Origin of the sequence: [Mycoplasma] cavipharyngis (genome assembly GCF_042984175.1) — a bacterium.
Lineage (GTDB): Bacteria > Bacillota_I > Bacilli_A > Mycoplasmatales > Mycoplasmoidaceae > Mycoplasma_N > Mycoplasma_N cavipharyngis.
Map to the genome: position 1 here is coordinate 591,805 of NZ_CP155569.1, position 24,097 is coordinate 615,901.

A 24,097-nucleotide genomic window follows, 5' to 3' on the forward strand; every position below is an offset into this window, starting at 1 on the left:
TAATATGAACATCATTGATAAAACTAAAGTTGAAATTGTATTAAATAAAGACGAAAATAAACCAATTAACTCAGAAGCTAAATTATCAGCAACCAATTCTGATTTAACAAATAAACCTGAAAAAAAAGGATTTTTTAGTCGTCTTAAAGAAAGGTTCAGTAAACTTTATAATGATCAAATTCCTGGACCCATTTCTGATGCTGATACAATTAAAACTAATAAAAAAGATTATGAAGATAATTCTAAATTACAAGAAATTCTCGATGATCGCAGTAGTTCACAACGTTTTAATAAAGAAATTGTTCAACGCAATAAAAAACGAGTTAATGATAGTTTAAAAGATACACAATCAACTAGTCAAAAAAATAATTCAAATGAAACTTATCAAATTGGTGGTCATGGTGTTCAAAGTGAAAATTTAGATGAAATTATTGATGAGTATGAAGAAGTTCAAAATCAGAATAAACAAACTTTAGATTCCAAAGAATTTTTTGAAAAAGATCCTGATGTAATTCCTTCATTAGAAGTGAAAAATGATAATGTTTCATCTATGGAAACTGATAATTTTGATATTGAACCAAATAGTTCAAGTGATAATTTATCTTCTGTTAGTGATCAAAATGCTGATCCAATTAGTTCTATTAGTTTTGAACCTGAAGATGATTATTCAGATCTTTTAGATAATTTAGAACCTGAAACAACTGAACCAGTTAAATTAAATCCAGATCAAAACTTAGTTAAACAATCTTTAAAACATGATTTGATCGATGATAATGTTGAAAAAATTCAAGAAACAGTTTTTGAACCAGAAACTAATGATGATTTTCTAACATCAGATCAGCTACTTTCTGATACAACTGTAATTGATCAAGAACCAACAATTGAAATCCAAAACGCTCTAGTAAGTTCAAATGAACCTAATAAATCTGATGATCATGTTTTAAAAAATCAAAAAGAAATTGATTTATCTCATAAAAAAGATGCTACTAATGAAGAGATGCAATTAAAAGCTGATTTATTAAAATTAGAACAAGAAATTAAAAAAATTAAACTAGAATTGCAAGCTGCAGAAAGTCAAACAAATTCTAAACCTAAAGAAAAAAAATTATTTGATGATTTAGAAAATATTACAGATTCATCTTTAAATCCTGATGATCAAAAAGGAAATTTAGATTTTATTCAAGATAGTGTTACTCAAAATTTATTAGATGGTGATCAATTGTTAGAAAATTTTGATGTTCAAAAATTAGAAGCACAAGAAAATCAAGAAATTGATCATAAAAATCGTCTTTATGATCAAGAAAATGATTTTAATTTAGTGCAAACTTTGAAATTAAATCAAAATAAAGGTCCAGTTGAACCTAAAGAACCTGCTATTAATTCAAATTTAAAAGCACATTCTAATTTAAAAACAGTTCAAAATACTAATACAAAATTATTAATTAAAATTAAAAAACGTTTAAATGTTACTTAATTAATTCGTTTTTAGAAAAAAATCTTGTGGATAAATTAGCCTTTATTATTGATGATAGTATTATTAGCAGTGAAAATCCACTGCCTGAACATCATTATTCCATTGCAATTACATTAACTGAAAATAATGCTGAATCAACTGAATATAATTATCATAATCCTATTAGTTTTGCAACAATGAAAACGAAAATTAGTAATAATGTGCAATTTAAAACTAATGCCATCATTCCTGGGGATGGTTATAAATTGTTGCAACAGTTAATCAAGAAATATGAAAAAATTGTCATTTGTGGTATTTCTTCAGAAATTTCTTCATCTTATCAATCGTGATTGCAAATATTAGAAAATTTTGATCAAAATAAAAATCAAATTTTACTACTAAAAAATCAAGTAATTGGTGAAACTTTATATGATTACACATTAGAAGCCTTAAAACAAGTTGAAATTAATGATGATTGAAATATCATTAAATCAGTTTTAAATCCAGTTTTAAATTTTAGTGGCATTTTATTAATTCAAGAATTAGATACACTTTATCGTGGTGGTCGAATTTCATTAATTAAATCAAAATTAACCAGTTTATTAAATTTTAAAATTTTAATTCAATATACTAATGGTAAAATTTCTTATTTTAATAAAGCTAAATCATGAGATAAAACATTTAAAAAAATTCATCAGTTTATTACAAATAATCTTTCAGTTAATTTATCTAAACCTAATAAATTACATATTTTAAGTAGTTTTTTAGATTTAGAAGAATTTAATAAAATTAAACAACAATTAATCGTTTATTTTCCAAATACAACTTTTAAAATTAGTGAAATGCCTAAACCAATTTTAGCTCATGTTGGTATAAATGCACTAGCAATTACTCAATAAAAATTTAAACTAATTTAGTAAATTAAAATCAACTTTTTTTAAAGTTAATTGCATTTAATATTTTTCATGAACTAATAAGATTTTTACAACAATACAAATCACAAATTCGCAATATTTTTTTAAAAAATTATTGCGATCTTTTTTTTTTTTTTTTTTTTTGTAAATAATTGAAATTATCTAATCTTAAACAATGATTTTTCTAATTTTAAACTAAAGCATAAATTATCATAACAATTTAAAGATCAATTGTATTTCGTGAAATCCAAATATAATTTAACAAATTAAAAAATTTTGAGATTAAAAAGGGCTCAATAGTTGAAATTATTGGTTCTTTAAAATCAAATAATTACATTTGTGATAAAAACTATAAAATATGATTATGAAATAGTTGTTAGTAAAATTTTAACGATTAATGATAAGTTTAACTAAAATATTATGAAAATTTCAACTCGTAAGCTATGAAAAAGACGATTTAGGTTTATTACTGATAGTTTTGTTTATAAAGTAGTTAAAGATTATATTTGATTTTTCCAATATTGCTTTCATGTTTTATTCTTTACAGCTTCTCTTAATATTCCAGTTTTTGAAGAAGATATAGACTATACCAACAGATATGTTAAACGTTATCGTTATCGTATGATAATTAGAAAATGAATTAAAATGAAATATTCACCAAAATTACTTTTTAAGTTAGTTTGAGCAATAAAACCAAAAACTTTAGATATTTGAAGACGTTATTTGTATTCTTCAGAACAGTTTATTAACGATTATGAGGACGATAATATTAAAAAAACAATCTATTATCAAATTTTTATGACTTTTAAAACCGAGTATCGTGTTTTAAAGTATTTAGAAAGTTTTGGCTGAGAAGTTAGTAAAGCTAGAAGTTTTTATGACCAGTTTCACCAAATCGACTTATTTGCCTTGAATAAAAACAATCAAGATTGTGTAATTCAAGTGAAAACTAAGTTATATCAGGATTTAAAAGTGGATAAAATGTTAAAATATGCTAAAAAACACAATTGTATCCCTTATTTAGCGATTGTTAGTGCTGATCAAATCATAATAGAAAAACTAGATTGTTAAAATAATTTGTTTACTTGAAATCAAAATTAATATCTATTATCTGCACGAATTTCAAAAAGAGTAATTGATGTGTATTTTGCTTGTTGACCTTTAGGATAAGTAATAATAAATTCTTTAACAAAATCTCTAATATGAAATGTTCATGCTACTTTACCATTTTTAAGTTCACTAGGACGAGGACTTAATGTTATTCTTTTACCATCTTTATCAATATAACTTGGTTTTAGATTGGCATTTTGATAATAATCTTTTTCATTTTTTGTAAAAACAGTTATGTAATCAACATATCGTGTTTTTTTAGAAATTAATTTATAAACAATATCTTTGTTTTGTCTATTAGCATATCAATAGTTACGTCCATTACCATCTAATGCTCATGAAGCATTATATGTATATGGAAATGAATAGCCTTCTGAACTAGCTTTAGCAGTTCAAAAATTTCGAAGATCATAACTAACAATTACATCTTGAACTTTATCAAGTATTGTTGTAAATCTTTCTTCTTTATTATTATATTGAGCATAATAATGAAGATATATTACATCTTTTCTATTTCTACTACCACTAACAAAGCGATCTAATCTTAAATTATGAGTTGCAAACATTTGTTGAATTTGAGAATCGTTCATAGTGATTCTAGCAATATAATCTGCTGGTAAACCATTTAATTTAGTAATTGCTGGATCAGTTTTAATAATATTATCTAGTTTTTTAGCATAGTTTTCTTTACTTAAAATACTAACTTCTTTTTTAGTCATTACTTCATTACTAAAATTATGATCATCAGCAACTACTAATCATGATTGATCTGGTTTTTGCACTTCTAATTTTTTTAAAATTAATGTTTGATCTTTAGTTTCATCTAATCCAGATTGGCTATTACTAATTGTATATAAAACACTATTATCATTTTGTACAGTTTGATTAAAAGTTTGATAAATTTTTTCAATTACATTTGAATTAGATAAGTTGTTTTTTTGTCAAAAAGTAATTCTGTATTTTAAATTATTTTGATTAACAAAATTTTGTTCAACTACAAAAGAAGCTTGAAATGTTGCTTCATTAAAATTATCAAATTTAACTAATTTAGCTTTTAGAGCAAAATTAAAAGGAAATGAAGTTTTATTTTTAGTAGTTGAATCTAAATCAATACCACTAGTGTTAATTTCTTGATTGTAATTTAATGAGATATTTTTAGAATCTAAAATTGAATTATCATTAATGTTTTGTTGTAAATCAATAATTTGATAATTAGTATTTAAATTCAAATCACTAATTACAAATTCTAAATTTTTACTTGTTTGATTATTAATAGTAATTTTTTTAATTGATGAATCATTTAAAGAATTAGTTTCAGTTTCATTATCATTAATATTTGTTTGATGATTGTTTTCTTTGTATAGCAAACTATAAGAAGTGTTTTTAGTTTCATCATGAGCAATTTTTTTCAAACTAACTTTAACTTTAGCACTACCAACATATTTTTCAACTATGATGTGATCTATTAAACTAAACTCAACTACTAATTGTTCTTTTTGTTTTTGTGAGAAAACTAGTTGATCATGATCATCATTTAAAACAGTGTTTTTAGTTTTTAATTGATTATTTTCACTATCTAATGAATCAATTTTAGTATCAGTAAAAACAATTTTTTCTAAAAAATAAGATTGATTCACATCTAAATTTTTTAAGTTAAATTGATATTGTGTTTGATTAATTGTAATTTTTTGTTCACCATGAACTACTAATTGTGACTGATCATTTTTTTGTTGTTGACTAATTGCAAGTGGTTCTTGATCAGTAGTAACATAATATAAGGTTGGATACTTATTTTCAATTTTTCTAAAAAAAGCATTAGTTTTAGCATTATTAGTAAAATCAAGTGTTAATTTAACATTTTTAATATTAGTTTTATCAAGAGTTGCATGAACCATCTCTGCTAAACTTGTAGTAGAATCAACTAAATTTGGAGTTGGATCTAGTGATGAGTTTGCAGGTTTTGGTTCATTAGAATCTGATTGAGTTGGTGAATCTATTTTAACTGGTGGTTCAGGTTTAGGTTTTTTAGATTTTGATTGTGTTGGTGGATTTAGTTTAGGTTGGGCTTGAGATTTAGTTTGATTGCTTTTATTATTAGCATTTTGATTTTTACTATCAACTACTGCTGTAGTAGATGGTGAATTTATGGTTGATGAATTTTCAGGTTCAATAACAAAACTTAAAAAAGGAGAACTTGGAGCTTTATTAATATTTTGGCCTTCTTTAACATATTGAACTTTATATTTTTTATTAATAATTAAATTTTTAATATTAAGATTATAAGTTTTTTGACCGTTTTTTAAATTAATTTCATTAGTCACTAATTGACCACCAGTTTCTGGAATAAAAGCTAATATTACTTTAGCATTATTTTTTATCAATGGTGAATTTTGATCAAAAACAGCTTCTAATTTTCTTTTATTTTGATCAAATGTAATTTTTTGAAGCAAATAATTATTATTAGTTGCTGATTTAATATTTAAAGTTAAAGGTAAAGCAATAGCAATTGATGATGTTGTTAATAGACAACTACTAAGACCAAGAAAGAATTTCAAACGAAATTTTTTACTACTAAATTTATTTTTAAAACTCATAATATTTTTTAAATCCTTTCTAAATTTTTTAATCAATTTAGATCATTAAATCAAGATTTTTCTTCATAAGACAATTAAAGATGATTGATTATTATCTAATTAAAAAATGAGATTTTTATTTGAAAAGTAGATCTATTATAAAAGATTAAATATTTTAATATTATTCTTAAATAAAATTAATATTTGGGATAAATTCTTATAAATTAATAATCAAAAAAATCATTTTAATTATTAATTGAATTATCAAAAATTAATTAATTTTTTAGATTTAAAATAAATATTTTTTAACTAAATTAACAAAATGATTTTTAAATTAACAATAAAAATATTTACTAAAAAAAATCAGTTTTAAAGTTATGATTTCAGTTTTAAATTTTGGATTGCATTTTTAACATTTTTTCAATAATTTAATGTTTTAATTTCATATGGACTATAAAGATCATAATGATAGAATATATGGTTTTTAATTTTAGTTGGTAAATATTGTTGTTCAATATAATGATAAGGATAATCGTGAGGATAAAGATATCCCTTAACTCCTAATTTAATTGCTGATTGATAATGATTATCATGTAAATGTTTAGGAATTAAAAAATTAGGATTAGATCTAATGAATAATAAAGCTTCAGATAAAGCTTTTGAACCTGAATTAGATTTAACACTTAAAGCCATATCAATAACAATTGGACCTAATAAATTAATACATTCTGGCATTCCAATTTTAATTGCATTATTAACAGCATTAATAACACGATTGCAAAGGTTCATATTAGCTAAACCGATATCTTCAAAAGCACAAACAATTAATCTTCGTGCAATCGTTTTTAAATCACCAATTTCTAATAGTTTTGCTAAATAATATATTGCAGCATTAGGATCACTACCACGAATTGATTTTTGCAAAGCTGATTTTAAGTTATGATATTCATTATTATCATCACTTGTAATACAATGACTTAGTCCTAAAATTATTTGTAAATTTTCATCATTAATTGTTTCAGGATACAATAAATTTAATTTGGAAATAGTATTTAACAAAAATCTAATATCACCATTAACATGACGTGATAAAACATTTTTTTGATTTGTAGTTAGATTTGTTAAACAATGCTTTTCTGCTATTAATTTATTAATAAAAATTAAAATCTCATCATCACTAATTGCTTGAAGTTCAATTAATTGTGCTCTAGATCTAATTGCAGGATTAATGACAAAAAAGGGATTTTCTGTAGTTGTTGCAAATAAAATAAATTCTTGTTTTTCTAAAGCTGATAAAAATAAATCTTGTTTGTCAACATGAAGCAAATGAATTTCTTCAACAATTAAGACACGTTGATTAATTGGTTGTAATTGTAATAATTGAATTTTATCTAATAATTGTTTTTTAGTTTCTAATGAACTTTGAAAAATAATCGGATTAATATTTAATTCATTACAAATCACTTTTGTTAAACTACTTTTACCAGTTCCTGGAGGACCAAAAAAAATTAAAGAAAATATTTTTTCTAATTGAACCATTTTAGTGATTAATTTATCAGATCCAATTAAATGGGTTTGACCAATAATATCGCTTAATTTTTTAGGTTGTAATAATTCAATTAAATTCGTTTTATTCAATTTAAATATGCTTTCACAATAAAATTTTTTATTCTTCTAAAATTGGAAAAAAGATTTTATTTTTTGGTGTATCTAAAATATAAATCATATTTAATTGAATAATTTCTTCAGGATAATAAGAACGTTTAGAAATAGCTAAATTTTCTTGTCCCATATCATCTTGACGATCAATTCATTGATGATCAATATTATTAATTTTTAAATTTTGAAAAATAATAAATTGAAATAAACCCCTTCAATTATGATCAGCTTTTTCAAAAAAAATTTCATAATGTTTTTTATGATTATAACCAATAGTAAAACCAATAATTTGGTTGGTTGTGATTTCTCTTACAACAATTCCTGACATTGTTGTTAGATCAATGTGGTTTAATAAATTTTTTAAAAAAATGTATTCATTTAAAGAAAATTCTTCATCGTTTTTAACAATAGATTTTCACGCAAAATCTAAAATATCATTTTGATCAGTTGTTAAATTAAATTTATTAACTGTTACTAAATTTTGATAATGGTTTAAAAAATAATTTAAATGATTACGTTTTTTTTGCATTTTTTTACCTGAAAAAGTTTTCAGTTTTTCTAAGTGATATAAATAATTAGCATTTCATTTATAGACTACTTCATAATCTAAATTTTCTTTTAATAATTGTAATTGTTCTTCATTAACACCTTCAATTGCAGTAGCAAATTTAATTGGATACATTTTTTTTAATTTATAAAAATTACAATATACTGCATCAAAAACACTAATTTTACTAGGATCAAAAATTGGCATTAAAATGAAATGATCACCATATTCTAAAATTTGTGTTACTCGTTTTTGAATGGCATCAATATCATTGGAAATAAAACGATTGAATTTTAAATCAAAAAAAATTATTTTAAAATCATCATAGGAAACAATTTCAAAACGAATTTTAATACCATAATATGATAAACCTAACAAAGTTAAAGCAGAAAATTTACAATTATGATTAATTTGATCCATTTCGTTTTGCAATTTTTTATAAGTCGCTCAATTTAAACGTTCCATAAACACTAAAATGATAAGTTACCGAATGGGTTTTGTCCTTTTTTCAAATTTTTTACTAATGTATCCAATTGTTTTTTAGACTCATCTCATTTTTTTAATAACTTATTCAAATCATCAGGCAGACAACCTGAACCTTTGATAACGCGAATTTTACGACTAGCATCTTTTTTAAATAATTTAGGATTACGTCGTTCTTTTAATGTCATAGATGACATAATAATTTCTCATCGTTTCATTTTTAGTTCAATATCATTAATACGATTTTCAGATAAATTAATTTTATTATTAGGCATCATTGCTAAAATCGAATTTAATGAACCAATTTTTTTAATTTCACGCATTTGTTGCATCAAATCTTCTAAATCAAATTGACCATTTAACATTCGAAACAAACTTTTTTTAGCGCGATTAGCATCCGTATTTTCTTGAGCTTTTTCAGATAAAGTAACTAAATCACCCATTCCCATAATTCGATCAGCAATTCGATCAGGATGAAAAATATCTAATTGTTGGAATTTTTCACCTGTACCTAAAAATTTAATTGGAATATTTAAAGTTGCAACAATTGATAAAGCTGCACCCATTCTAGCATCAGAATCAGCTTTAGTAATAACTACTCCTGTTAAATTTAGTTTTTTATGAAACTCTTTAGCAGTTTCTAAAATATCTTGACCAGCCATAGCATCAACAACAAACAAAATTTCTTGAGGTTCAATAATTCTTTTTAAATTAGTTAATTCTTGCATTAATGCTTCATTAGTTTGCAATCTTCCTGCAGTATCAAAAATAAAAGCATCAAATTTTTTATGATCTTTTTCAGTTAAAATTTCTTTAGCAGTTTGCACAGGATTTTGAAAACCTTTTTCAAAAAAAGCAACATCAACTTCTTTAGAAACAGTTCTTAATTGTTGAATAGCAGCTGGTCGATAAATATCTAAACCAATATTAGCAACATTTTTTTGGTGTTTGTTTTTTAAAAAATAAGCAATTTTTCCTGTTGTGGTAGTTTTTCCTGATCCGTTTAAACCAACCATCATAATTTTTAAAGGACGTTTTTCAATTTTTAGTGGATTAGTATTTCGTCCTAAAATTTCAATTAATTTCTGACGAATAATTGATAATAAAACTTCATCTAATTTAACATTAGTTTGTAATTGTTTTTGTGATAAGACTTCAGATTTTACACTATCTAAAAATTGTCGAATTATTTTTAAATTAACATCAGCGTCTAAAAAAGAAATACGAATTTCTCTTAAAATAGGCGCTAAATCATTTTCAGTAATTTCATTTTTTAATAATTTATTTTTTAAATGACGACTAACAATTGATTGAATTGCTGTTTTAAAAATCATATTTTTCCTAATAAAATTTAACTAAGGCAAAATTTTTCTTGCCTTTTTGTAATAAAACATAACCATTAATGGCATGATTTTTTGAAATAATAAAATTAGTATCATTAATTACTTGATTATTAATTTTAATACCAGAAGATTGAATTAATTTACGTGATTGCCCTAATGAAGCAACTAATTTAGTTGCTACTAACAAATGAATTAATTGTGTTGCTTGATTAATTTTAACTGTGATTAAATTGTTTTCTAAAATAACAAATTCATCAGTTGTAATTTTTAATTCTTTATTATCAAATAATAATTTTGCCATAATTTCACATTGTTTTAATTCATTTTGATCAAACAAATCCAAAATTATAGCTTTAGCTAATTGTCTTTGTGCTAAACGTAATTTCAAATTTTCTTCATGTTTTAAAATAATATCATTAATTTCATTTATTGATAAAAAAGTTAGAGTTAGTAAATATTTTTTAACATCTTGATCTGCAGTTTGTAATAAAAATTGATAAATTTCATTCGGACTAGTTAAACTTTGATCAAGAAATAAGGCATTATTTTCTGATTTACCAAATTTATTACCTTGATAATCTGTTAATAAATTAAAAGTAATACCAACGATATTATTTTGTTTAGTCACTAATTTGCGAATAATTTCAATTCCAGTTGTAATATTACCTCATTGATCTGATCCACCTGCTTGAATACCAACATCATATTTTTGATTCAAACAGTAAAAATCTCATCCTTGTAATAATGGATAAGTAAATTCTGTATATGATAATCCTGTTTTTAATCGTTCAGATAATGCTTCTTTTTCTAGTAGATAATTAACATTAATTAATTTACCAACATTACGTAAAAAATCAATTAAATACATTTGTTGATAAAATTCTAAGTTATCAACTATTAAATCACAATTAGTATATTTTTTTAATTGTAACTTAATTTTAGCACCATTATTACTAACTTCATCTAATGTTAATAATTTACGTTCACTTTTTTTAAATGATGGATCACCAATTAATCCAGTAGCTCCACCTAAAACAGCAACTGTTTTGAATCCAAAATTTTTAAAATGCTTTAAAATACACATTCCAACATAATTGCCTAAATGCAAAGATTTTGCTGTTGGATCAAATCCAATATAAATTTTTTTATCATTAATTAAAGCATTAAATAATTTATCATAATTGGTACAATCAGCAATTAAATTTCTAATTTTTAATTCTTCAATTAGTAATTTGGCTTGAGTTTCTAATAAATTCATGTTTATAGATTTTAGTGATAATTAAAACTGTTATTGCAACAATTTTTGACTTTTTTACTTAAATTTTTCAATATCATAATTTTCCACAATGTTATCAACTTCTGCACGAAATTTAGTTGGTTTAATAATTTTATTATTTTTAAATTTCTTAATTTCTTTAGTTTTACTAATGCCTAAAAAATTTTTTAAAGCAATAAATAAAATTAAAATTAGCAAAATTATTATTGAAAATAATGCTAAATAATAAAAAGGAGCATAATTGTAAATAAAAATATTTTGAGTTTGACTATTTCCTTGTTGAGTTATAGTTGTAGTTGTAAAAGTTCAAAATAAATTTGATCTAAAATCTAATTGATATTGTCTAAACACTGGAGCTGATAAAATAGCTAGAAATATAATCCATAAAAACAAAAAATAATAAGGAGGAAAAAAACTAGAAATTTTACTCATCATCTTTTTAAATCAAGTTCATTTTGATTGATTAATCATTTTTAAATTTTGATCAATTGATTTTGTATTTAAAAAATTAATCATTCACAAAAAGAAAAATCTAATTAAAACAAAACTTAAAAACGTGAAAACAAACTGAATAATTAAAGGATTTAATTGTCATAGTTTAATAGTTGAACCAATATTAAAACTTACAATAAATGTTCTTTGTATTGCTCGATTCGCACCATCTCAAATTCGATTAGCAAATGTACCATCAAAACTAATACTTTTTGGTACTTCAAAAATAAAAACAACTAAAATTAGTGAAAAAATAATAATAACAATAAAACTAATTAATCGAAATAAATCATAAAATCTTTGAAAATATGAAATAAATTTATTGTTATTAAATTGGTTTTTTTTAATAAAAGTTGATAAATTATTATAATTTTGTTTTAAATAATAAAATAATTTAGTTTCGTTAAATTTTTTCAAAATAATGATTCACTTTCACTTGTTAATTAATTATTTAATTATTTATAAACTAATTAATTTTACTATGAAATTAATTTTTTATCTTTGCTTTTTTTCTTAAAAATGTAAGTTTTATAAATTAATGATGCTGATTGCTTAGATGTTGCTAATAATTTACAAGCACTTTTAAGATTAATATTGGATTTTAGTAATTGATCAACTTTAATTACAATTTCCTGATCAGATAAACAAACATCTAAGATGTCTTGCTTAGGAATAATTATCACAAATTCACCTTTTAATTCAATTTGAGAAATTAAATTAGAAATTTTATCATAATAAAAAGTTTCATGAATTTTTGATAATTCACGACCAACACCAATCACAATATCTCCAAAAACATCTAATAAAATATTTAATCCGGTTATTAAATAATTTAATGGTTCATAATAAACTATTGTACTAATGTTTAAAATTGGTTTTAGTTGATTCAATTCAATTTTGCGTTGAATTTTTTTCTTTGTAAGAAAATTAGCAAAGAAAAATTTACGACTATCAATTCCACTAGCTACTAAAGCATGAATTAATGCACAAGGTCCATTAACAATTTGAATTGGAGCATTAAGTTTTCTTAAAGTTTTAATTAAATCAAAACCAGGATCACTAATAACAGGATATCCAGCATCTGAAACTAAAACACATTCTTGTTTTTCTAATAATTGTAAAATTTTTTGAGTTTTTTCTGTTTCATTAATCTTATTAAAACTAATTAATTTTTGATTAAAGTTTAAATTGAGTAAATTTAGTAATTTTTGAGTTACTCTTGTATCCTCACAAATAATTAATTTAATTTTGCTTAAAATTTTTTTAGCTAAATCACTAATTTCTTCTAAATTACCAATTGGTGTTGCAACTACATAGAGTTTGTGATATTTATTCATAGTTAATTGCTTGTTTAATTTCTGCTAAACTTAAACTAAGTAATTGTAAATTTTTAAATAAATTTTTATGATTAAAATAAGGAATTTGAAAATAATCACACACTTTTTGACGTTTTAATTTAGTTGTTAAATTTAAATCTAAATATTGATTTCAACTAATTTCTTGACTATTATTTTTACTCATTTTTTGATTTGCTAAAAAATCAATAATTTTTGTTTTGAGTTTAATAATATCAACTTCAGCAATTCCAGTTTTAGTTTTTTCTGGATTTAAATCTTTTTTTGAAAAATGACAAACTTGACAATCTGGGATTTGTTCTAAAATTCTTTTTTGAATTTTTTGACCTTGATAATCAGGATCTAATAATAAAATAACATCTCTTTTTGCTTTAACTTTTTTAATTAAATTTAAAGTTCGTCATGTTAATGCTGATCCATTAGTTTCAATTGTAGCAACATCAAAAAAAGTTTTTAATAAATTAGTATCAGTTTTGCCTTCAACAACAAAAACACAATCTAATTTGATTTTAAGCTTCATTACTAATTAAAATTATTTACTAAATTTTTTTACGATATTCATCATAAACACTACTAATTGAACCATGATCATTAATATAAATTTCAATTAGTTTTTTATAAAACTTTGATAAATCAACAATTTTTAGTTTGGGAATTGTTAAATTATAGACATTATTAATCGTATTAGTAACATAAATTCGATCAATGATATTCTGTTCACATGCATCACAAAAATTATCGCCATTTTGATAACTAAATAAACCATGAGTAGCTAAAACCATGATTTTTTTAGCGCCCTTACTTTTTAGTGTTTTTGAAGCATTAATAATTGTTTGACCAGTATCAATAATATCATCAACCAAAACACAATCTTTATCAATAACATCACCTAAAACATTTTCTACTTGAACAGTATTAGGGCTTGGACGTCTTTTATCAATAATTACTAATGGAACTTTTAGAATGTTAGAAATTTCTCTAGCTCTTTTAATTCCTCCATAATCTGGAGAAACAATACATAAATTTTTTAAATCACAATCTTGTTTTAAAACTTCAACTAATAAATAAGTTGCTTGTAAAGTATCAACTGGAATATCAAAAAAACCTTGAATTTGATTAGAATGAATGTCCATTAATAAAACACGATCAACACCTGCTACTGTTAGTAAATTAGCAACTAATTTGGCAGTAATTGGCTCTCTGCCACTAGATTTACGATCTTGACGAGCATAGCCATAATAAGGAATAATTACATCTATTTCTCTTACTGATGCTCTTTTTAGAGCATCAATAGTAATTAATAATGTCATTAAATTATCATTAACAGGATGATAAGTTGATTGTAATAAAATCACTTTTTTATTGCGAACAGAAATTAGGGGGCGACAATAAATTTCACCATCTGCAAAACGACGGATTTCAATTGGAGCTGGTTCAACATTAAATTGTTCACATATTAATTTAGTTAATTTTTCACATCCTTGTAATCCAAAGATTAAAAAATTATTGTTGTTATTCATTTATAACGTTTTATTTTTTCTTATTTATAAAAATCAGTTGATAATTATAACATATTATAAAAGAGATGTTTTTTTTAGTATTGGCTTTATTTTTAATTAAATAAAAATTTTAAAATTGAATGATTTAATTTGTATTTTTGATAAAAAAAGATTAGAATATTTATTGGAGTCTTTTTATAAAAAATATCAAAGTTAATTAACTAAAAATAATTATTAATTAAGATTGATCTAACATATTACAACAAAATAAAAAATTAATCTAATTAAAAAATAAAAATTTAATATTTTTATAAAATAATTAACCAAATTAAAATATTTTTAATTAAAATTAAGTTCCATTAAAATTAAAAGACTCGATTTATTATTGATTAAAAATTAAAATTATTAATCAATTTACAAATTAATTGATTTTTCATTAAATTTAATGAATATATTAAAAATTTAAATATAAAAATAAAAAATAGAAATTAAAAGAAAAAAATAATTATGAAACAAACTAAAATTGCTTTTCTTGGATGTGGCGCAGTTGGAATGTCGTCATTATATGCAGCCTTACAACAAAATTTAGCTAGTGAATATGGATTATTAGATGTTTTTGCTGATCCTAGAGATGGTAATGTCTTAGATTTTCAAGACGCTTGTTCATTTCTTCGTGAAGGTAGTAATGTTAAAGCATATGATTATCATGATCTAAAAGATGTTGACATTATTGTTATTTCAGCAGGTTTACCACAAAAACCAGAACAAACTAGATTAGAATTAATTGAAGATAATCGTAAAATTATTGAAGAAATTGGTCGAAAAATTAAATCAAGTGGTTTTACAGGTATTACCATTATGGTTTCTAATCCAGTAGATTTAATGACTTATCATTACATTAAAGCAACAGGTTTTGATCACAATCGAGTAATTGGATCAGGAACAGTTCTTGACTCTTCACGTTTAAGATATTTTATTGGAAGTGATTTAAATATTTCTCCAATTGATATTCAAGGTTATGTGATTGGTGAACATGGTGATTCTTCATTAGTTGCTTTTAGTGCCATTTCAATTAATGGAATTCCACTAAGACACTTTAAATCTAAATATAATGATAGTAATTATGAAACTGATTTAGAAACTCCAATTCGTAGAAAAGCTTATGAAATTATTAAACGTAAGCGGGCTACTTTTTATGGTATTGGTGGTGGTGTTGCTAAACTTATTAGAGCGATTGTTTATGATAGTAAACAAATTATTGCTTGTGGTCCACTTTTACATGGTGAATATGGTTATCAAGACATTGTTTTTGGAACTCCATGTGTAATTGGTGCTAATGGAATTGAAAAAATTCTTGAATTACCTTTAAATGAAAAAGAAAAAGCTAAATTAAAAAATTCAGTTGAAGTTTTAAAAAGTTACTTGATGAAATAATCTTTTTCTTTCAAATAACTAATTTTTAAATAAAAATAACTGCAATTAATTTTGTGGTTATTTTTTTTTTTTTTTTGCAATTATTATTTAAGAATAGATCTAATAAAATATATTAAAAACTAATCAATTAATTTAATTTTAATCAAACATTATGATCAATAAATATCACAACCACCAACAATTAATCGATGATCTAAAAAATGAGTTTTATCAAAAAGTACATGAATTAAAATTTGATAAAACCGAAATGAAAAAAATTAATAAGGCAATTCAATTTGCTGAAAATGCTCATTTTGGTCAAAATCGAAAAAGTGGCGAACCTTATTTGGCTCATTTAATTATTACTGCAACAAAATTATGTGCATGAAAAATGGATTATGAAACGATTTGTGCGGGTTTATTGCATGATGTAATTGAAGATACTGAAGTTACTTATAATGATTTATTATTAGAATTTGGTTTTGACATTGCTGATATTGTTCAAACTGTTTCTAAAGTAACTCAATATTCCAAACGAAAACGTGATGGTGTGATTAGTAACAATCAAAGTAATGTTTATATTGTCCAAGTATTTCTATCGCTATCAAAAGATTTAAGAGCGATTGTTGTTAAACTTGCTGATCGGACTCATAACATGGAAACAATTAATTTTTTAAGTTATGAAAAACAGCAATCAATTGCTAGAGAAACATTAGATATTTATGCCAGTATTGCTGGAAGAATGGGAATGTATAACATTAAAACCCAATTAGAAGACATGGCATTTAAAATTATTGATCCCCATTCATACTCACTGATTTATAAATATTTACGAAAACTAGAATCAAACTCACAAAATCAATGAGATCGAATTCGTTCTCAAATTAAAAATATGTTAGATGTTGAAGCAATTGAACATAAAATTGAACATCGAATTAAAGGAATTTATTCAATTTATCGTAAAACTGAAAAAGGATATTTAATTGAAAATATTCATGATATTTTTGCAATGAGAATTATTGTTAAAGATCCTTTACAATGTTATTTAGTTTTAGGATTAATTCATTTAAATTTTATTTATATTGTTAATGCTTTTAAAGATTTTATTTCTTCACCAAAATGAAATTTATATCGATCAATTCATACAACAATTATTGTCAATCGTTTTTTAATGGAATTTCAAATTCGTACTGAAGAAATGCATGAAATTTCCCAAATGGGTTTAGCAGCCCATTGAAAATATAAAGAAGGTCGTGATTATTTACCATTATCTAAAAAAATGATTGATGAATTTTTACAAGGTCGTGAAGCTTCTGTAGAAGTAATTAAAGAAATTTCTAAAAACGAATTATTTGATGTTTTTATTTCTAATGATAATCAATTTTATGTATCAACAAGTAAAACAACAATTTTAGATTTAGCTTTCAGATATAACTTAGAAAAATTTCCTTATTTAGCAAATGCTTTTTTAAATGGTGAAATGGTATCTTTTGATTCACGTGTGCATAAAGGTGATGTAGTTCATTTTAATTATACTAATATCACAAAAATGGAAGAATCATGAATTCGCTCTACACAAAACATTCACTTAATTAATCATATTGAAAATTTTGTGAAAAAACGCAATATTAAAATTCAAAGTAATATTGACAAATTTTGATCTAATGTGCAAAAATATTTAAAAATTCCTGAAATTAATGAAAACAACTATAAGAGAAGACTAAGTTATTTAGGTTATAAAAACATTAATGATTTTTTAGAAGAAATTTCTAAATCAGAATTAGATTCAGAGATAATTTACAATTTATTTTCTAATAATAAAGAAGTATGACAAAAATCTTTTGGAATCATTAAGAAATTTTTTGCTCAAAAAATATTTTTAAATACTTATTTTGAACCACCAATTGGAATTTTTCCTGACAAAATTGTAATTACTGATTGTTGTTCTAAATTTCCTTATTTGCACTTAATTGGTGTTTTAAAAAATAATATTTTAAAAGTTCATCGTTATGATTGTCCTAAGGCAAATTCTAATCAAGGTAAACGCGTTGTTATTAATTGGGATAAAAAATTATTATCATCAGATCCAAGACAATTTAAAGTTAAAATGAAAATTTTTGGTAAATTGACTCAAACAATTACTAATCAAATTTTACATACTATGTTACAACATAAAGTTTTAATTCTAAAAGTTGATGTTGAACCAAGTTTAAATGATCTTGATTTTAAAGCCAATGTAATTATTAGAATTAATGATCATAATCAATTGAGTCGTTTAATTAATAATTTGAAAATTAAAGGTTTTGTTAAAGACGTAGAAATTATTTAGTTGAAATTAAATTATTAAATAAAAAAACAATAAATGAAAAACTCACTTATTGTTTTTTTGTTTTTATTAAATATTAATAACATGGCAGGCGTGATAGGAATCGAACCCACAACACATAGTTTTGGAGACTATTGTTCTACCATTGAACTACACGCCTATATGTATCATATAATAACCATATTATAAATAAAAATATTTAGAATTGATTTTAATATTAAAATTTTCAAAATTAAAATTTACTAAAATTAAAACCCAAATCATTTTCAAATAAATTTTTATTTCTTGATACTAAATTAATTCCTTTAGTACTTAAAGTTCTTCCTTTACTTGATTTAAATAAATATTGAGCTTTTATCAAATAAGATTCAATTTTTTCTAATATTGTTTTTTCATCTAAATTAATCGCTTGAGATATTGACTTTAATCCCGCCGTTCTTGCTGGAGCATCATACAAATATTTTAAATACTTTAAATCAACTACAGTTAAACCATTAATTAAATAACCTGATTCTCTAACAATTCTAACAATATCAATATTATCTGTAGTAACAATATGATTATTAATTTGATTGATAATTTTATTAGCAATTCTAGGAATACCACGAGAATTTTGAATAATAATATCAATATCAGACTCTTCTAATTTGAAATTATATTCTTTTACACTTTGTTTAACAATTAGTTTTAATTCATCATAATTGTAAGTATCAATAAAAAAAGTGTAATTAAAACGATCTTCTAATGCTTTAGTTAATTCTCCTAAATGAGTTGTTGCACCAATAATTGTTATTTTTGGTAATTTCATTCTAATAACTTTAGTATTATAAGTTTTACCGATCACAATATCTAAAACATTATCTTCTAAAACTGTATAAAGAATTTCAGCAATATTACGATTTAAACTATGAATTTCATCAATAAATAAAATTTCTTTTTCTTTAATACCACTTAAAATCGAAACTAAATCAGAAACATTTTTTAAATTAATTGATTGAATAATTTTAATTTTTGTTTTTAATTCATTAGCAATTACTAATGCTAAAGTTGTTTTTCCAACTCCAGCTGGCCCATAAAACAAACAATGATCAAGTGATTTATTTAATTTTTTACAAGCTTCAATTGCCACTTTAATTGATTTAATAAGATTAGGTTTGCCAATAAATTGATTTAATTTTTTAGGCCTTAATTTTGTATCCATTGCAATTGAAAACTTAAATGATTAATTAGTTTCTATAGATTGATTTAATTCATTTTGGCAAATATTTTGGTTACTAATGATTTTAATGCATTCAGCAACAGCAGTACTAATATCAATGTTTGGCTCTTTATTATTAGATTCAAATTTGTTAATTGCTTCTAAAATATCTTCTTTGTTATAACCTAAAACACTTAAAGCTTCATTTAAATCACCAATTGAATATTTTTCATCTAAAGAATTGAAATTACTATTGTCAGTTTTTTTATCATTTGGATCATTAGTTAAATAAGTATTGAATAAGGCTGAACAAATATTTTTTGCTAAATTAGTATTTAATCCAGGCAAACGAGCTAATTCTTTTTCATCATTACGCTTAATTAAATTAATAATATTTCTAGCACCATTTTTTAAAATATTAATTGCTGTTTTAGGCCCAATTCCTTGGACGTTTTGCAACATATTAAATAAAATTTTTGATTCTAAATCCTTAAACCCATAATATTCTTTACTAATGAAATTTTTATTATTCATTCTTAAAATTTCACTAATATAAATTCTTTTAGTTGCGTTTAATTCAAAATCATTAGGATTAGTAATATTTATATGATAACCCACTCAGTTAGATTCTAAAATTAAAAACTTAGAATTAACATAACAAATTTTTCCAACAATATAATTAATCATAAATTATTTCTCCATGAATAGTAGTGTATATATTAAATAGCAAGTAAATTAAATTTACTAGTTATTTTGATTCATTATATATATTATGAAAAATTTGAAAAAAAGCAGAATTTTTAATTGATAATTTTTTTAAAATTTAGTTTTAACTAAATTTTTAGAAATTTTGATTGAATCTTCTCTAATCGTTTTAATCTGTTGAAAAAGTTTCTTTTTGGAAATATTAGTTTTAGTAATCGATTGATAATTTGCTTCTGGATCTAAATTAGAAGATTTAATTAGTTGTGATATTTTTTCTGACATGCATCAGTATTCATGAAATAATAAATTAAATTTGAAATTGAAAAAATTAGTTAAAAAATCAACTTCAAAATTTTTTTTTGCAATACTATTTTGAATCTTTTCAAAATCATTAGTTTGATAATTTAATGATTTTAAAATTGTCATTTGTTCATGATTATTTTTAAATTCTTGTTGAATAAATTTATCAGTTAAAAAAGAATTTCACATTACTTGATTATCAATATTGACAAATGATTCTTCTTTAATTAAATAAAAAAGGGTAAAAAAAATTTTGCGATAATTTTCAGCTTCAGAACTTTGAAAAAAAATTCCTTCAAATTTACAATCTAAATTATTTTTGAAAATAATTTTTAAACTTAATTTTTTTTGATTTAAAAAATATAAAAAAATTTTTCTACCATATTTTATGATATTTTCATAATAAATAGAATTGTTTTTAATTGGTGTTTTTTCAATTTGTAATTCTTCTTTTGAAGATCAATTAGGATCATAACTATTAACAAATTGATTGTTGATAACTAATTTTTTAATTTGGTTATCTAAATAATTAAAATCATTAAAATTCTCATTATTATAATTTGACAATTTTTGATTTAATGCACTTTTTTTTACATAGGACTCTTCACAATAAAGTGCGTCTAAATATTGTTCTTTTTTGTTGTTTCAATATTTGTTTAATCTTTTATCATTAAAATGATCAAAAATTAAAAAAATGTTTTCAATTGATTCTTTTGCATATTCAATCGAAACTAAATTTTTAAAATTAATTTGATTGTTATTAATTTTAAAAAAATAATTTAGTGCAAAAAGACAAATTTTTTTAGCTTCATCAATGTTTAATCATTCACGTTTTTTACAATCTTTAATGAATCAATCAAAATAATTAATTGGTGTTTTTAATAAAGTTAAATTTTTTTGATCATTTTCTAAAATAATTTCATCAATATCTTTTAATTTTTTATTAGTTGGATTAATTAATTGCGAATAATCAATTATTTTTACTTCATAACCCTTTTCTAATAAAATGTTAGCTACTTTTTCACTAAAATTTTTACCAGCAAGATCATTATCAAAACCAAGAATAACTTTTTTGAATTTTTGGTTTTTAAAATATTTTTCAATTAAATTAATTTGAAAATCTGATAAATTAGTTCCCATTGTTGCTACAACATTAAAAATGTTGATTTTAGTTAAAGCAATAACATCCATATAACCTTCTACTAAATAAATTTCATCATATTTTTGATTATTTTGATACAAATGATTTAAGTTATATAAAACTTGATTTTTCTTAAAAACATCTGATTCACGACTATTTAAATATTTAGCAACATTTTCATGATCTTGAAAAATTCTTCCTGCAAAACCAATAATTTCATCATCTTGATTGATAATTGGAAAAACAATTCTTTCACTAAAAAAATCAGTAATATGATTATTAACAACATTAATTAAACCAGCAGTTTTAAGATCTTGAATCGTAAATTCACTATTATTAATTGTTTTATTTTTATTAATTAATTGTTCAACAACTGATAAGTTATTTTCAATTTTAGGAGCATAACCGATTTTAAATTTTTTAATTAAATTTAGATCAATTTGTCTAACTGATTTTAAGTAATTTAAAACATTTTTATCAGTTGCTAAAAATTCAATATATTGATCAGCAATAAATTGATTTAATTGATAGATTTTTTCAAATGGTTTAGATTGATTTTTTTGATAAATTAAATGAGCATATTCTTCTTGATTAATTCCAGACATTTGAAGTGCTTGAATTAATGCTTCATGATATTTTAAATTTAAATGTTTTATTAAAAAATTAATTCCATCACCACTAACAGAACAAGAAAAACATTTAAAAATATTTTTAGTTACTGATACATGTAAGGAAGGATTTTGATCAGAATGAAACGGACACAAACCAACATAATTATTGCCCTGTTTTTTTAAATTAATATATTTTCCAATAACATCTAAAATTTTTACTTTTTTAATTAAATCTTTATTGAAATTCATATTTTTATCCTGTTACTATCATTTATCATTAAAATGGATTTAATTGTTTCATTAAAAATTTTTTAAAATCAAAATAAGAAATTCGATCTTGTTTCATACTATCACGATAACGAATTGTCATTGAGCAATTATTTAAATCAATTTTGTTAATATCATCTCTTGTTTCATCATACGTATTAAAATCAATTGTAAGACAAAAAGGAGTACCAATAGCATCATTTCTACGATATCTTTTACCAATACTGCCTTTTAAATCATATGTAATTGAAAAACCGTGATTGATTAAATCATATCAAATTAATTTAGCTAATTGCTCTTGTTTTTTAGTTAAAGGTAAAACAGCAACTGAATATGGTGCTAAATAAACAGGTAATTTTAATAAAATTCTTGAATCTGTATCACTAATTTGTTCTAATTGATAAAAATTAGTGATCACAGCTAATAACAAACGATTTAATCCTACTGATGGTTCAATCACATAGGGAATAAATCTAATTTTATTTTGATCATCAAAATATGATAAATCTTGATTAGCCATAGTTTGATGATTTTTTAAATCAAAATCAGTACGATTAGCTAAGCCTCACAATTCAGCTTGACCATGAGCAAATTGATATTCAATATCAATTGTGCGATTACTATAATGTGCTAAATTATCTGGATCAATTTCATTAATAAAAATTTTATTTTCATCTAGTTTTAATAAATTAAAAAGAAAATTTTTAATTTTAGTTAATTGCTTTTCAAAAATAATATTAGCATCTTCTGGTTTACAAAATCATTCAAGTTCCATTTGTTCAAATTCTCTTGTACGAAAAATACTATTACCAATCGTAATTTCATTACGAAAGGCTTTACCAACTTGAGCGATCGCAAACGGTAATTTTGCTCGAGTAATTCTTTGAATCGTTTTATAATTGATAAAAATATTTTGAGCAGTTTCTGGTCTTAAAAAAAATCCATCATCATTTGATTCATGATCAAATTTTGCTAATGTTTTATACATTAAATTAAATTTACGTACTTTTGTAAAATTTTTTTTATTGCAATTAAGACATTGAATTTTAGGATCATTATTAATAATTTGATTAATTTCTAAAGGAGTTTTATTTTCAATATTGTGATAATTAAAATTATTTAAAAAATGATCAACCCGAAAACGATTTTTACATTCTTTACAATCAATAAGTAAATCATTAAAATTTTCTAAATGTTTCGATGCTTTTCATACATCATTTTTAACAATAATCGATGAATCCATTGGATAAACATTTGGATCACGTTTAATAAAAAAATCTCATCACAAATCACGAATGTTATTTTTTAACATTGTTCCTAATGGCCCATAATCTCAAGCATTTTCTAAACCACCATAAATTTCACTATTTAAAATAATAAAACCATAGTTTTTTAAATAATCAATAATTGATTTATTAAGATTCTGATTCAT

At 22.7% G+C, this 24,097-nt stretch carries 18 protein-coding genes and 1 tRNA gene; 5 read left to right on the plus strand and 14 right to left on the minus strand.

Features of this window, described 5'->3' with window-relative positions:
- Positions 1-4: 4 nt before the first annotated feature.
- The 3 genes from MCAV_RS02395 to MCAV_RS02405 all read left to right on the plus strand — a co-directional run bounded on the left by MCAV_RS02395 (position 5) and on the right by MCAV_RS02405 (position 3,438).
- On the plus strand, positions 5-1,474 hold the full coding sequence (locus MCAV_RS02395; protein WP_391591538.1) for a hypothetical protein: 1,470 nt from the start codon (positions 5-7) through the stop codon (positions 1,472-1,474).
- A 26-nt stretch (positions 1,475-1,500) separates the two neighbouring features.
- Positions 1,501-2,352, plus strand: coding sequence for a DegV family protein (locus MCAV_RS02400; protein WP_391591539.1), 852 nt, complete (start codon positions 1,501-1,503; stop codon positions 2,350-2,352).
- A gap of 435 nt (positions 2,353-2,787) precedes the next feature.
- On the plus strand, positions 2,788-3,438 hold the full coding sequence (locus tag MCAV_RS02405; RefSeq protein ID WP_391591540.1) for a hypothetical protein: 651 nt from the start codon (positions 2,788-2,790) through the stop codon (positions 3,436-3,438).
- Positions 3,439-3,464: 26 nt separating this feature from the next.
- On the opposite strand, the gene MCAV_RS02410 is transcribed toward MCAV_RS02405, so the two are convergent.
- The 9 genes from MCAV_RS02410 to MCAV_RS02450 form a co-directional block, all read right to left on the minus strand.
- Entirely contained in the window at positions 3,465-6,071 is a 2,607-nt protein-coding gene (locus MCAV_RS02410; protein WP_391591541.1) for a hypothetical protein, read from the minus strand.
- A gap of 354 nt (positions 6,072-6,425) precedes the next feature.
- Complete coding sequence (locus MCAV_RS02415) at positions 6,426-7,688, minus strand: AAA family ATPase (RefSeq protein ID WP_391591542.1); 1,263 nt, start codon at positions 7,686-7,688, stop codon at positions 6,426-6,428.
- Positions 7,689-7,716: 28 nt separating this feature from the next.
- Entirely contained in the window at positions 7,717-8,721 is a 1,005-nt protein-coding gene (locus MCAV_RS02420; RefSeq protein WP_391591543.1) for a phosphatidylglycerol lysyltransferase domain-containing protein, read from the minus strand.
- Positions 8,722-8,726: 5 nt separating this feature from the next.
- On the minus strand, positions 8,727-10,073 hold the full coding sequence (gene ffh / locus MCAV_RS02425) for a signal recognition particle protein (protein WP_391591544.1): 1,347 nt from the start codon (positions 10,071-10,073) through the stop codon (positions 8,727-8,729).
- Between the two features lie 7 nt (positions 10,074-10,080).
- The gene (gene tyrS, locus MCAV_RS02430) at positions 10,081-11,340 is read right to left on the minus strand and encodes a tyrosine--tRNA ligase (protein WP_391591545.1); all 1,260 of its coding nucleotides are present in this window, start codon (positions 11,338-11,340) and stop codon (positions 10,081-10,083) included.
- A 54-nt stretch (positions 11,341-11,394) separates the two neighbouring features.
- Complete coding sequence (locus MCAV_RS02435; protein WP_391591546.1) at positions 11,395-12,267, minus strand: hypothetical protein; 873 nt, start codon at positions 12,265-12,267, stop codon at positions 11,395-11,397.
- A 62-nt stretch (positions 12,268-12,329) separates the two neighbouring features.
- Positions 12,330-13,187 (minus strand): 16S rRNA (cytidine(1402)-2'-O)-methyltransferase, encoded by an 858-nt coding sequence (rsmI, locus tag MCAV_RS02440; protein ID WP_391591547.1) that lies wholly within the window; start codon positions 13,185-13,187, stop codon positions 12,330-12,332.
- The gene (gene rnmV, locus MCAV_RS02445) at positions 13,180-13,725 is read right to left on the minus strand and encodes a ribonuclease M5 (RefSeq protein ID WP_391591548.1); all 546 of its coding nucleotides are present in this window, start codon (positions 13,723-13,725) and stop codon (positions 13,180-13,182) included. The genes rsmI and rnmV overlap by 8 nt, the downstream gene beginning before the upstream one ends.
- 19 nt (positions 13,726-13,744) lie before the next feature.
- Positions 13,745-14,725: a ribose-phosphate diphosphokinase gene (locus MCAV_RS02450; RefSeq protein ID WP_391591549.1), complete on the minus strand. Its 981-nt coding sequence runs from the start codon at positions 14,723-14,725 to the stop codon at positions 13,745-13,747.
- Positions 14,726-15,211: 486 nt separating this feature from the next.
- Here MCAV_RS02450 and MCAV_RS02455 point away from each other — a divergent pair, with 486 nt between their 5' ends.
- Both MCAV_RS02455 and MCAV_RS02460 read left to right on the plus strand, forming a co-directional pair.
- Positions 15,212-16,138: an L-lactate dehydrogenase gene (locus MCAV_RS02455; RefSeq protein ID WP_391591550.1), complete on the plus strand. Its 927-nt coding sequence runs from the start codon at positions 15,212-15,214 to the stop codon at positions 16,136-16,138.
- A 151-nt stretch (positions 16,139-16,289) separates the two neighbouring features.
- Complete coding sequence (locus MCAV_RS02460; RefSeq protein WP_391591551.1) at positions 16,290-18,446, plus strand: RelA/SpoT family protein; 2,157 nt, start codon at positions 16,290-16,292, stop codon at positions 18,444-18,446.
- An 82-nt stretch (positions 18,447-18,528) separates the two neighbouring features.
- Here MCAV_RS02460 and MCAV_RS02465 read toward each other — a convergent pair.
- From MCAV_RS02465 to MCAV_RS02485, 5 genes are all read right to left on the minus strand, one after another.
- Positions 18,529-18,603, minus strand: a tRNA-Trp gene (locus MCAV_RS02465).
- A 72-nt stretch (positions 18,604-18,675) separates the two neighbouring features.
- Entirely contained in the window at positions 18,676-19,644 is a 969-nt protein-coding gene (gene ruvB, locus MCAV_RS02470) for a Holliday junction branch migration DNA helicase RuvB (RefSeq protein ID WP_391591552.1), read from the minus strand.
- Positions 19,645-19,665: 21 nt separating this feature from the next.
- On the minus strand, positions 19,666-20,328 hold the full coding sequence (gene ruvA / locus MCAV_RS02475; protein ID WP_391591553.1) for a Holliday junction branch migration protein RuvA: 663 nt from the start codon (positions 20,326-20,328) through the stop codon (positions 19,666-19,668).
- Between the two features lie 129 nt (positions 20,329-20,457).
- Positions 20,458-22,647, minus strand: a complete 2,190-nt coding sequence (dnaG, locus tag MCAV_RS02480; RefSeq protein ID WP_391591554.1) for a DNA primase — start codon at positions 22,645-22,647, stop codon at positions 20,458-20,460.
- A gap of 28 nt (positions 22,648-22,675) precedes the next feature.
- The gene (locus MCAV_RS02485; RefSeq protein ID WP_391591555.1) at positions 22,676-24,097 is read right to left on the minus strand and encodes a glycine--tRNA ligase; all 1,422 of its coding nucleotides are present in this window, start codon (positions 24,095-24,097) and stop codon (positions 22,676-22,678) included.